Below are 11961 nucleotides of genomic sequence, written 5' to 3' on the forward strand. Positions count from 1 at the left end.
TTACTGCTTAAGCACGAACGGGTCGGTGTATTGATCGACATTGTCCGAGGTGATGAGAAGGCAGTCGAAGAGCCTCTTCTCGCTATCCATGCCGGTTTCACCGTTCTTGATGTATTTATCCGCCATGCGCACCGCCGTTTCCGAGAAGATGGCCACCGGTTGCAGCACGGTATATTCCATCTCTCCAGCTTTGACCGCCTCGACCGCGTCGGGCGAGCCATCAAAGCCTCCCACGACCACGTCATCGAGCTTGCCGGCTTCCTTCAGGGCCGAGATAGCGCCCAGCGCCATCTCGTCGTTACCGCTGATCACGCCATCGATGTCGGGGTTGGCCTGTAACATGCTCTGCGTCTTGTTGAACCCTTCAGTTCTATCCCAGTTGGCGACATCGACGCCGACCTGCTCGAGGCCGGGATATTGGCTGAGTACGGTTTCGTAGCCGTTGGAACGGGTCGCGGCGTTATTATCCGAAGGCGCGCCCTTGAGCTCCACGTAGCGTGCCGAATCGCCCACTGCCTTGATCCACTGCTGTGCACCCAGCGCCGCACCCTGGGCGTTGTTCGAGACGAGCTGTGCCTGAGCCAGCCCCTGCTCGTTGATTTCGGCATTGATGATAAACACCGGGATATCAGCTTCGACGGCCTTGCGCACCGCCCCAATGGAGCCGTCAGCATTGGCTGGGTCGAGAATGATGGCATCGACCTGATTAGTGATGGCCGTATCGATCTGGTTGCTTTCCTTGTTGGTGTCCCCCTTGTGAGAACTCACCTCGGCGCGATAGCCAAGCTCTTCCGCGGTTTCCTCGGCGATCTTGCCTTCCGTGAACCAGTAGGGGTTGGAGGTGTCGTTGACGATAATGGAGATACGTCCTTCGTCCTGGGCCGCGACCCCACCCACGAAGAGCGGCGTGCTCACGGCCAGTGCAGCTATCAGCAGGCGTTTTCCTTTCATGAACATAATCGACCACCTTTACTCTTATGATTGTGTACCGGCGTTACCGGCAGTACTTCCCGAGACCGGCGAACGCTCAGTGGCGCTCTCCGATTGCGGTGAAGTCGTCTTGCCATCGGAAGAGGCTTGCTGCGTCTTCCGACCGCTGTATTGAATGCTGTTGAGCAAGACCGCAAGAATGATGACGGCCCCTGTGAATACGGTCTGCCAGTAGGAAGAAACCCCTATGATGACCAGACCATCGGAGAGAAACCCGATCACGAAGGCCCCCAGCAAAGTACCGCGCACATTGCCGCGGCCACCGGAGAGTGCCGCACCGCCGATGACGACACCGGCGATCGCGGTCAATTCATAGGTCGTCCCGGCGGTCGGCCCTGCCGAGGTCAATTGCGAGGACAGCACCAGTCCAGCAATGGCCGCGCAGATGCCCGATAGCACATACACCAACACCTGCACGCGTTTGACCGGTACTCCCGATAGTTCTGCGGCACGGGCGTTACCGCCTGTGGAATACACCCACCGTCCGAAGGGTGTACGGCTCAACGCCAGGACGCATAGAATCGCGACGGCCGCGAGCACCCACACCCCGACCGGCACGCCGAGAAGACGGTTGAAGCCCAGCCAATCGAAACCGGTATTGCCCAGTTCCGGACTACCGCCCAGATTGTTATAGGTCAGGCCGTCGGTCATCAGCAGGGCAACGCCCCTTGCCACGTACAATAGACCCAAGGTCGCCACGAAGGCAGGCACCTTGAAATACGCAATCAGCACGCCATTGATGGCACCGACCAGTGCGCCCAGCCCACATGTCAGAATGACCACGACCCACACGGGGGGATAGAACACGACACCCAGTATTTCGAAAGACACACCCTGCATCAGAAAGCCTGCAAAGACGCCTGCCAGACCCAGTGTCGAGCCCACGGAAAGATCGATGCCACCCGTCAGAATGACCAACAACATACCCAGCGATAACAGCCCAAAGATGGCGACATGAGACGACATGGTCAGGAAATTGCTGGTCGAGAAATAGACCGGGGAAAGAATCGAGAAAATGACGATAATCGCGATCAAGGCGAAGAACGCACGTCCCTCCAGAAGAGCACGCTTTATATCGAAATCGCCGCCGAATAGTTTGCCTCGTCCATTGCCATTATCTTGGCTGACATCAGACATTGTAATTATCTCCGCTATAAGTGGATCAAGCGACCACGGCCTCGCCCGAGGCAGCCATAATCTCTTCTTTGGTGGCATCGACACCGAATTCGGCCGCCATTCGGCCACGACTCATGACGACGATACGATGGGCAATACTCAGGCATTCGCCGACTTCCGACGTCGAGAACACCACGGCCAAGCCCTGTTGCGCTGCGCCCTCGCTGAGCAGCCTGAAGACCTCGGCCTTGGCACCGATATCGATTCCCCGACTGGGTTCGTCAAGCAGCACGACTCTGGGGTGAGTGGCCATCATCTTGCCGATCACGACCTTCTGCTGATTGCCGCCGGATAACGAGCCGATGGAGGCGGCAGCACCGTCGGTCTTGATATGCACATTGCTGATAGAGTCCCGCACCACGTGATGCTCACGCCCACGCGATGTCAGAAGCCCCTTGGTGAAAGCACCGATACTGGCAAGCGAGAGGTTTTCGCCCACCGACATCGTCTGCACCAGACCATCACGCTGACGATCTTCCGGCACCAGCACCAGGCCTTGTTCGATACGCTCCGCGATACTCAGCCGCGAGATATTCTCGCCATGCAGCAAGACCCGGCCCGCGGCCATGTCGCCGCGCCCCGCCACGCTTTCGAGCAATTCGGTGCGACCCGCCCCCATCAACCCATAGATGCAGACGATCTCGCCAGCACGCACGCTCAATGACACGTCATCGACCACGGCGCGCCCGGGTACCGACGCATCCGGGACGGTGACGCCTTCGATCGACAGCACGGCGTCCCCCATCGCGTATCCATCCGGCGGGGAACCGAGATCGAAGTTTTCACCCACCATGTTGCGTACGATCCATTCGAGATCGATCTCCGCACGAGCGGCATAGGCCGTCATTCGACCGTCGCGCAATACCACAGCATGGTCGGTAATGGTCAGGGCTTCCTCGAGATGGTGGGAGATATAAACGAGCGAGACGCCGCGGCTTTTCAGGTCACGAATCACGCGAAACAGCACTTCGACTTCCGAAGCGCTCAAGGCCGAGGTCGGCTCATCCATGATCAGGATGCGTGAATTGATGGATAACGCACGGGCGATCTCGACGATCTGCTGCTGCCCGAGGCGCAGATCTTCCACAGGCGTGAGTGGATCGATGGGTTCATTCAACTCTTCCATGAGTTGACGCGTCTGGCGCGATTCCTCCGTGTAATCGACGCCGCCCTTGCCGACGATTTCACGGCCCATGAAGACGTTATCGCGAACGTTCAAATTGGGCGCAAGGCTGAGCTCCTGATGGATAATCGATATCCCCTGGCGCTGTGCCTCCGTGGTCGAGGAGAAACGAACCGGCTCGCCTTCGAGGACGATTTCTCCCGAGGAAGGTTGCATGACGCCCGAGAGAATCTTCATCAGCGTCGATTTTCCCGCGCCATTCTCGCCGAAAAGCGTCGTCACTTGCCCATAGTGGACATCGAAATTGACGGCCTTCAGGGCATGAACATTACCGAAAGACTTGGCGATATTGCGCGCCGACAGGATTACTTTGCCCAGCGCCTCTTCTTGATTGGTTACATATTCGCTCATCGCATCAAGCCTCCGGCTCATTGCACGCTAAAGTCGACCGGTGTCACGAGCCAGTTATTCGGATTGATCAACTGGAATACGCCCGTCACTGTCACGGTCTTGCCTTCCAGGTCTTGTGTATCGATATCCGATAGCACCTGAGCCTTCATGGCATCGTTCAAAGCGGCGCCCGCATTCTGATATTCGATCTGATTCTTGAATTGACCGAACTCGATCTCCCCCGTGGCATCCCGCAGGTCGGTACCATTGATGGCCGGCCCGGTCTGAACCCTCACCACCAGATCATCGGGCGCCCCGTCGGCCTTGACTTCATATGTCCCGGATGTGCTTTCACCCACCACGCCGGTAAAGGTAACGGGCATGATAGGACCGACCCCGCCTGATACACCGTATTTTTCACCCGCCGCACTTTGATCTTCGGCAATCGCACTAGACAGCTTACCGATACCGACGGCTCTGCTATCGACATCCTCGCGAATCTTGGGAAATTCTTCTTCGGCGAAGCGTGCCATTTTTGCGCCTTCCTGCTCCTCTTCCGCTCCGATCGGCATCACCGTCGTATCCCAGGCCATGGCGGCAAGCAGGACGACCGCAACACCGATCATTACCGCCTTACCGCGCCTTTTTTTCCATTGTCTCTGAGGCATGGCAGCCGTATGTGAAGTCATGATGAAGCGCCCCCTGGCGTCGCTGATGAGTGGTAATCAAGTCCCGCGCCGGATGACGGTTGTGGCCGTTACGCAGGACATCGCGACATCACTCACCGGGCATGAGGATGATCTTGAGTGCGCTACTGTCGTGCCTCATCAGCTCGATACCCTTGTGGAAATCCGCCAGTGGCAGCTTGTGAGTCACCACACCCTCGGTGGGGAAATCGCCGCTCTCGATCCCTTCGATTACGTGTGGATAGCAGTAAGGCCCTAGATGCGAGCCCAGTACGTCGAGTTCCTTGCGGTCACTGATGATGCTCCAATCGACCGTCACCGGATCCTTGAAAACGCTGAACTCGACGAAGCGACCCAGCTTGCGCAACATCGCCAGCCCCTGCTCCACCGACTTGGGCGCGCCGGTCGCTTCGATGTAGATGTCACAGCCATAGCCGTCGGTCATATCCTTGACGATCTGGACGACATCTTCGTCACCCGGATTAAGCACCACATCGGCACCAAATTTCTTGGCCAGTTCCAGGCGCTCGCCGTGCAGATCAAGCACCACCAGCTTGGCGGGGCCGGATTTCTTGGCCGGGCCAATCATCCCCAGCCCCAGGGTGCCGGCACCTGAGAGCACCACGATGTCACCCAACTGGATTTGCGCTCGTTCCACCGCGTGCATGGAGCAGGAAAACGGCTCGGTCAGCACGATGTTTTCCACCGGCACATCATCCGGCAGCTTGTGGTTGATGGCTTCCTTGGGAAACTTCATGTACTCGGCCATACCGCCATTGACGTTGTTCTGGAAGCCATACACGTCGTGCTTCTCGCACATCCAGTACTGGCCGCGATGACAGAAGCGGCAGTCCCAGCAGGGCACGATCTGCTCGGAAATAACTCGGTCGCCGACCTCAAAACCTGTCGCGCCGGGGCCCATCTTGACGACGTTCCCGATGAACTCGTGCCCTGGGATCATCGGCGCTTTGATATAGGCAGGCTGATCCTCGTCACCCCAGAAACTCGGCGCACCTTCATACGCCTTGAGATCACCAGCACAGATGCCACAGGCCTCGACCTTGACCAGGATTTCCTTTTCACCGATATCGGGGACCGCGACGTTTTCCAGTCGATAATCTTCCGGCGCGTAGGCAACGATGGCACGCATCGTGTCGGGGATATCGGGGGATGGGGTGAGCGTATCGTTCATGACGGCCTCCATTGAGCTGGCGCTCATTTATCATTTGATCTTTTGTTGCTCAAATGAATTAACGCTTTTCAGTATAGCCAGGTCAATGAAGTCGGCGACCTTTTCGTCTTATACTTTAGGATTGCTTTGTAATTTACTGAAAATAAACAACTTTTAGAAAGATATCTGAAAGTGAACGTCCGCAAAGTGCAAGAAGGAAAAGATAGCTCGCACAAAAAGGCCGTTCAAATAAACACATCAGTGTTCATATGAACGGCCTTGCACGACACTCGGTCGCATATTGCCTCAGCTTGGCGCCGAAGTGGTCGCTTCATCCAGACGCAGGATGGTATGGGCGTTAGTCACGCTGGTAGCCAAGGTATCGATGACGCCGGTACGCAGGGCTCCCAGGATTCCCGCCGCCTTAGTGTTTTCGCTGGCGATCGCCACCACGTCGGGAATCCGCGCCAAGTCGGTGATGGTCAAGCCAATGACCCGACCCTGCATGGGTGTTTCCGACGGCCGGCCATGCATATCGATGAAATCGTATCCCATCATGTCACCCACCGTTCCCGAAAGCCGCGCCTCGGCAATTTCCTGGGGCGTGAACCAGCCCATGCGTACCATGTTGCTGTCCTCACTGAGATCGCCGACACCGATCATCGCGGTATCCGCGCGCCGTGCCCTGTCCAACGTCTGACGCACGGTGGGGTTTTCATACATCGAATCGCGCAGCGACGGGTTCTGCACCAGCGCCGGCGCATACAGCGTCTCGCTATCACCACCATACTTCACCGCCAGGCGGCGACAGATATGATCGGGATTCATGTACTCTCCGGCACGCAACGAGCCGCCAATGGCACACACGAACGAACATTTGCGCTCGCCTTGTTCGAAGACGTTATCGGCCACTGAGCCCACGTTACGCCCCATGCCCACTGCCACGATCGAACCATCGTGCAGCTCGCGCGACAAATGATCGGCCACCAGACTGGCCACACCAGAACGCTGAACGTCGGGGTCGGTATGGTCGAGCGCAATCAAGGCGCGCTTGATACCGAAGCGGTTTATCAGTGCCTGCTCGATCTCGGCGCTTACCGCAGGATGCTGACGAACCCGCACATCGACGATGCCTTCGGCATGCGCACGCTTTAAAAGACGCCCCGCCTTGACCCGGGAAATCCCCAGACGGTTGGCGATCGCCTCCTGGGTTTCGCCCTCCACATAATAGAGAGAGGCGATCTCAGTCATCAGCGCGACCTCGGCGCTCTCGACACGTTCACTCATGGCACTGCCTCATACGATCCGCTTCCTGGCCACTTCGGGCGATGCGCACCAAGATACCACAGCGAACAAGCGCACTCTCATCGATCAGACGCTCGAGGAATCACGAAAGGCCTCTTTTTCGTATTCCAGGATACGCTCGATTTTGGCGCGCGAACCGCCACCGCCGAACTCGGTTTCCAGGAAGGTCGTCACCACGGCCTTGGCCAACTCCGGACCAACCACACGGGCGCCGAGCGTCACTATTTGCGCATCATTGCTCGAGCGCGCCTTGGCGGCCGAATAAGTGTCATGCGCCTGCGCGGCACGAATACCACGCACCTTGTTGGCCGAAATCGCCACACCGATGCCAGTCCCACAGACCAGCACTCCCTGCGTCACCTCTCCCGATTCGATGGCACGCGCCACCCGGACCGCTACATCGGGGTACAGCACCGGCTCAGCGTTATAGGTGCCGTAATCGATGGGCGCGTACCCCAGAGCGCGAATGTGCTCGATCAGCAAGGCCTTGAGCTCGAATGCGGCCTCATCGCCGCCCAGTGCGATGCGCATTGCTGGTGCATAGCCGTTTGAGTCTGACATGTGTTGCCTCCCGTGATGATTCCTCCCGCTTGCGATCGGTATGCTGTTACCTCTCGCGCTATGTTCAAAATATCAGTAACCGAACATTTGTAAAATTCTCGATCACGAAAAGTAAGCGGCTAATTTGCGCCACCCTATTATTCGAGTTCCTTATTAATAAATAAAAACCCTTTAATTCAATTACTTAATATTCAACATCGCTTTCAGAGCTCTTGTTCACGACCAAAGTCTCAGACGTCGACACCGGCCATGCCTTGACAGCCTTGGGCCCCAAGCCTAAACATCTGATCAGTTAAAGATCATTATATAATTCGTCAACTCAAGTGGCGGATCGCCACGCCCCATCGTCGGTCACAACGAACAATCGGCCACAACGAACAAGAGGAATACGCCATGCAACGCATCATCAATGACCCCGACAACGTCGTGGACGATGCCATCAAAGGTTACTTGCACGCCTCGCCGAGCTTGTTTGCCGCCACCGATCACTCGCGTGTTCTCAAGTATCCGGACAGCCCAAGCGACAAGGTCGGTATCGTCACCGGTGGCGGTTCAGGCCACGAACCCGCCTTCCTGGGCTATATCGGCGCGGGGATGTGCGATGCGGTGGCCATTGGCGAGATATTCTCGTCCCCTACCGCCGATGCATTCCTCGAAGCCTTTCGCTCCGCGCCCCATGAGCAGGGTGTCGCTTGCCTGTACGGCAACTACGCGGGCGACAACATGAACGTGAAGATGGCCAAGCAGATGGCCGAGATGGACGACATCGAGGTCAAGACGGTGATTGCACGCGACGACGTGGCCTCGGCACCGGCATCAGAGCGCGACAAGCGACGCGGCGTCGCCGGCGAGGTGATGATGTGGAAAATCGGCGGCGCGGCGGCGGCCCGGGGCGACAGTCTCGACGAAGTCATTCGCCTGGCGCAGAAGGCCGTCGATGCGTGCTCGAGCATCGGCGTCGGACTGAGTAGCTGCACCATCCCTGCCAACGGCAAACCCAACTTTTCGATCGAGCCCGGGCACATGGAACTCGGCATCGGCCACCATGGCGAGCCGGGGATCGAGGTCGCGCCGTTGACCAGTGCCGAGGCCATCGCCACGGCCATGTGCGATCCTGTGCTCTCCGACCAGGATTTCGCCGGCAGCGAGGTGGCGGTGTTGATCTCGGGGCTTGGCGCCACGCCGGTGATGGAGCTCAATATCCTTTACGCACACATCGCCGAACGGCTCGAAGACGCCGGCATCCGCGTGCATCGTACGGACATCGGCAATTACTTCACCTCGCTGGAGATGATGGGCGCCACGCTCACGCTGATGAAGCTCGACGACGAGCTCAAACCGCTGCTGGACGCCCCGGCACGCTCGCTGGCCATCACGCAGTGCTGATCGGAACCGCTACTACGGAGACTCACCATGCAAGTTCTGGACGCGACTCACGGCAGGGACATTCTCGAGGAGTTGGTCGAGGTCATCGTCGACAACCGCCAATACCTGAGTGATGTTGACGGTGCGATCGGCGACGGCGATCACGGCATCAACATGGCCAAGGGATTTCGACTTTGCGGGGAGTCGGTCGCCGGCCAATCGCTGTCGCTTTCCAAGGCGCTGGGCACGCTCGCCACGACCTTGATGGGCTCGATCGGCGGTTCGATGGGGCCACTTTACGGCAGCCTCTTCATGGGCATGGCCAAGTCGACCAAGGACAAGAACGTCCTCGATGCCAAGGATTTCGGCGAAATGCTGGCCAGCGGGCGCGAAGCGCTCGAGCAGATCAGCGACGCCAAGGTCGGCGATAAGTGCCTGCTCGATACTCTGGTGCCGACCATCGAACGCTACCGCGACGCCGTCGAGAGCGGAGACGACTTTTCCCAAGCATTGCAAGCATTACGCAATGGCGCCCAGGACGGTCGTGATTCGACGCTCGACCTGGAGGCCAAGATTGGGCGCGCGGCACGCCTTGGCGAACGCTCACGCGGTCATCTGGACGCCGGCGCGGTGTCGTGCTGCCTGCTACTGATTCGGCTAGCCGACAGCACCGAAAACCGCCTGGAAAAAGCCGCCGCCTGAGCACTAGCGGCGGCTCACTGAGTTACTCTCCATTTCCTCGCCCCCGGCGCTGCCTGACACGTCGTGGGCTTTCACGCCCGCATACAGCGGCGGAGCACACCATGGTTTCACAGCTCGACTCACTCAAGGCACTATCGCAAGTGGTCGCCGACACCGGGGACCCAGCCGCCATCGAACGCTATCGGCCCGTCGATGCCACCACCAACCCATCCTTGATCCTAAAGGCATTCGAACTGCCCGGCTATCAGCCACTGATCGAGCGGATTCTGGCTGAGGAGCGTACCGAGAAGCCGCATGATGCCGACCATTTGGAGCGCATCGTCGACCGACTCTCGGTGGGCATCGGCAGCGAGGTCGCCCAGCTCATTCCGGGGCGCGTCTCCACCGAAGTCGCCGCCAAACTCTCGTTCGATACCCAGGCCAGTATCCGCAAGGCCCATGAGTTGGTGGAGCGTTACGAAGCTCTGGGTATCGGTCGCGAGCGTATCTTGATCAAGCTCGCCTCGACCTGGGAGGGCATTCGCGCCGCCGAGGTGCTCGAGCGCGAGGGTATCCAGTGCAACCTGACGCTCTTGTTCAGCGACGCCCAGGCCCAGGCTTGCTTCGATGCCGGGGTGTTTCTGATTTCACCTTTCGTGGGGCGTGTGACCGACTGGTATCAGAAAGAAACCGAGCAGACGTTCGGCCCCGACGATGACCCCGGCGTGCGGTTCGTGCGCCAGGTATGCGAGCGTGCCGACCAGGGCGGTTACGAGACCGTCGTCATGGGGGCGAGCTTTCGTACGCCGGAGCAAGTCCTAGCCCTCGCCGGCTGTCATCGACTGACGATCTCCCCCGCCTTGCTGGAAACGCTCGAGGCGCGCGAAGGCAATGTCGACGCCAAGGTGCGCTTCACGCATCCCGAGGCACGACCCGCCAAGCCCCTCGGAGAAAGCGCCTTCCGCTGGCAGCATAATCAAGACCCCATGGCCATCGACAAGCTGGCCGAGGGCATCCGGCGCTTCGCCGACGATCAGACCTGCCTCGAGGACTTGATCGCCGACCGGCTCGCTAACTGATTCACCGCTCATGGAGGAGACACCGATGCCCTCTCGATTCACACTGGCCAATGCCATTCGCGCCCTGTCGATGGATGCCGTGCAGGCCGCGAACTCTGGCCACCCCGGCGCGCCGATGGGCATGGCCGATATCGCTGAAGTGCTGTGGAACGATCATCTCAAGCACAACCCCAGCAACCCTACCTGGCCCGACCGCGACCGTTTCGTACTCTCCAACGGACATGGCTCGATGCTCTTGTATTCGCTGTTGCATCTCAGCGGTTACGATCTGGCCATCGACGACATCAAACAGTTTCGCCAGCTCCATTCGCGCACGCCCGGGCATCCCGAACTCGGCTATACGCCTGGGGTCGAAACCACCACCGGCCCGCTGGGTCAGGGGCTCGCCAACGCCGTCGGCCTGGCGCTGGCCGAACGCACCCTGGCCGCGCAGTACAATCGTCCAGGACATGACATCGTCGACCATCGCACCTGGTGCTTCGTCGGCGATGGTTGCCTGATGGAGGGCATCAGCCACGAAGCCTGCTCGCTGGCGGGTACTCAGGGCCTCGGTAAACTGACCGTCATCTATGATGACAACGGCATCTCCATCGACGGCGAGGTTGCAGGATGGTTCACCGACGACACCGCCAAGCGCTTCGAGGCTTACGGCTGGCAGGTCATCGCCAACGTCGACGGACATGACCCCGCTGCCATCGAAGACGCCATCACCGCCGCTAAACAGCACGACCAGCGCCCGACCTTGATCATCTGCAAGACGGTCATCGGCTTCGGCGCGCCCAACAAACAGGGCACCGGCGCCTGCCACGGCGCCGCCCTGGGCGAGGATGAAGTTGCCGCCGCACGCCAACGCCTCGACTGGCCGCATCCGCCGTTTCACGTACCCGCCGACATCTACGCGGGGTGGAATGCCGACACGGCCGGCCAGCAGGCCGAGGCCACGTGGCGCCAGCAATTCGCGCACTACGCCGAGGCTTATCCTGAGCTCGCCGAAGAGCTCGAGCGCCGCTGGCGTGGCGAGCTACCCGGCGACCTGGGCGGCAGCGCCTTGACCGAAGAGGCTCAGCAAGCCTGCGACTCGCTGGCCTCGCGCAAGGCCTCACTGGGCGTGCTCAATCGTCTGGGACCCAAGCTGCCGGAACTACTCGGCGGCAGCGCCGATCTCGCGCCGTCGAACCTGACGTTCTGGGACGGAGCAAGCGTACTCTCCGCGCAGTCCCCCGAGGGCAACTACCTGCATTACGGTGTCCGTGAGTTCGCCATGGGCGCCATCATGAACGGCATCAGCATGCACGGCGGCTTCATTCCCTACGGGGCGACGTTCCTCACCTTCATGGAGTACATGCACAACGCCGTGCGCATGGCCGCCATCGCGCGGCGCCAGGTGATCTTCGTCTACACCCACGACTCCATCGGCCTGGGCGAAGATGGCCC

Annotated in this window: 11 protein-coding genes; 4 read left to right on the forward strand and 7 right to left on the reverse strand. The window is 59.5% G+C overall.

From position 1 onward, the window contains the following. From OP495_RS09910 to OP495_RS09940, 7 genes are all read right to left on the reverse strand, one after another. Complete coding sequence (locus OP495_RS09910; RefSeq protein ID WP_280568857.1) at positions 1 to 957, reverse strand: D-ribose ABC transporter substrate-binding protein; 957 nt, start codon at positions 955 to 957, stop codon at positions 1 to 3. An 18-nt stretch (positions 958 to 975) separates the two neighbouring features. After that, positions 976 to 2127 (reverse strand): ABC transporter permease, encoded by a 1152-nt coding sequence (locus OP495_RS09915; protein ID WP_280563714.1) that lies wholly within the window; start codon positions 2125 to 2127, stop codon positions 976 to 978. A 25-nt stretch (positions 2128 to 2152) separates the two neighbouring features. Next, the gene (locus OP495_RS09920; protein ID WP_280568859.1) at positions 2153 to 3700 is read right to left on the reverse strand and encodes a sugar ABC transporter ATP-binding protein; all 1548 of its coding nucleotides are present in this window, start codon (positions 3698 to 3700) and stop codon (positions 2153 to 2155) included. 17 nt (positions 3701 to 3717) lie between these two features. Continuing rightward, positions 3718 to 4368: a DUF2291 domain-containing protein gene (locus tag OP495_RS09925; protein ID WP_280568862.1), complete on the reverse strand. Its 651-nt coding sequence runs from the start codon at positions 4366 to 4368 to the stop codon at positions 3718 to 3720. An 88-nt stretch (positions 4369 to 4456) separates the two neighbouring features. After that, complete coding sequence (locus tag OP495_RS09930) at positions 4457 to 5557, reverse strand: alcohol dehydrogenase catalytic domain-containing protein (protein WP_280568866.1); 1101 nt, start codon at positions 5555 to 5557, stop codon at positions 4457 to 4459. 285 nt (positions 5558 to 5842) lie between these two features. After that, positions 5843 to 6823, reverse strand: coding sequence for a sugar-binding transcriptional regulator (locus tag OP495_RS09935; RefSeq protein ID WP_280568868.1), 981 nt, complete (start codon positions 6821 to 6823; stop codon positions 5843 to 5845). A gap of 84 nt (positions 6824 to 6907) precedes the next feature. Further along, positions 6908 to 7402: an RpiB/LacA/LacB family sugar-phosphate isomerase gene (locus OP495_RS09940; RefSeq protein WP_280563709.1), complete on the reverse strand. Its 495-nt coding sequence runs from the start codon at positions 7400 to 7402 to the stop codon at positions 6908 to 6910. A gap of 393 nt (positions 7403 to 7795) precedes the next feature. On the opposite strand from OP495_RS09940, the gene OP495_RS09945 reads away from it, so the two are divergent. The 4 genes from OP495_RS09945 to tkt all read left to right on the forward strand — a co-directional run. Then, a complete protein-coding gene (locus tag OP495_RS09945; protein ID WP_280568870.1) occupies positions 7796 to 8788 on the forward strand; it encodes a dihydroxyacetone kinase subunit DhaK in 993 nt (330 codons plus the stop codon). Between the two features lie 27 nt (positions 8789 to 8815). Further along, positions 8816 to 9469 carry a dihydroxyacetone kinase subunit DhaL gene (dhaL, locus tag OP495_RS09950; RefSeq protein ID WP_280563707.1) on the forward strand — a complete coding sequence of 218 codons (654 nt, stop codon included), beginning with the start codon at positions 8816 to 8818 and terminating at the stop codon, positions 9467 to 9469. A 101-nt stretch (positions 9470 to 9570) separates the two neighbouring features. Then, positions 9571 to 10527 carry a transaldolase gene (tal, locus tag OP495_RS09955; protein WP_280568872.1) on the forward strand — a complete coding sequence of 319 codons (957 nt, stop codon included), beginning with the start codon at positions 9571 to 9573 and terminating at the stop codon, positions 10525 to 10527. 25 nt (positions 10528 to 10552) lie between these two features. Continuing rightward, a partial coding sequence (gene tkt / locus OP495_RS09960) for a transketolase (protein WP_280568874.1) occupies positions 10553 to 11961 on the forward strand: 1409 nt, incomplete at its 3' end.

The sequence above is a fragment of the Chromohalobacter sp. 296-RDG genome (genome assembly GCF_029889885.1).
In the GTDB taxonomy this organism is placed as follows: Bacteria; Pseudomonadota; Gammaproteobacteria; order Pseudomonadales; family Halomonadaceae; genus Chromohalobacter.

Bases quoted from the DNA above. Each gene is read 5' to 3' on its own strand.
- OP495_RS09925 (WP_280568862.1), bottom strand. From the start codon at position 4,368: ATGACTTCACATACGGCTGCCATGCCTCAGAGACAATGGAAAAAAAGG.
- OP495_RS09945 (WP_280568870.1), top strand. From the start codon at position 7,796: ATGCAACGCATCATCAATGACCCCGACAACGTCGTGGACGATGCCATC.
- OP495_RS09930 (WP_280568866.1), bottom strand. From the start codon at position 5,557: ATGAACGATACGCTCACCCCATCCCCCGATATCCCCGACACGATGCGT.
- OP495_RS09935 (WP_280568868.1), bottom strand. From the start codon at position 6,823: ATGAGTGAACGTGTCGAGAGCGCCGAGGTCGCGCTGATGACTGAGATC.
- tal (WP_280568872.1), top strand. From the start codon at position 9,571: ATGGTTTCACAGCTCGACTCACTCAAGGCACTATCGCAAGTGGTCGCC.
- OP495_RS09915 (WP_280563714.1), bottom strand. From the start codon at position 2,127: ATGTCTGATGTCAGCCAAGATAATGGCAATGGACGAGGCAAACTATTC.
- OP495_RS09940 (WP_280563709.1), bottom strand. From the start codon at position 7,402: ATGTCAGACTCAAACGGCTATGCACCAGCAATGCGCATCGCACTGGGC.
- OP495_RS09910 (WP_280568857.1), bottom strand. From the start codon at position 957: ATGTTCATGAAAGGAAAACGCCTGCTGATAGCTGCACTGGCCGTGAGC.
- dhaL (WP_280563707.1), top strand. From the start codon at position 8,816: ATGCAAGTTCTGGACGCGACTCACGGCAGGGACATTCTCGAGGAGTTG.
- OP495_RS09920 (WP_280568859.1), bottom strand. From the start codon at position 3,700: ATGAGCGAATATGTAACCAATCAAGAAGAGGCGCTGGGCAAAGTAATC.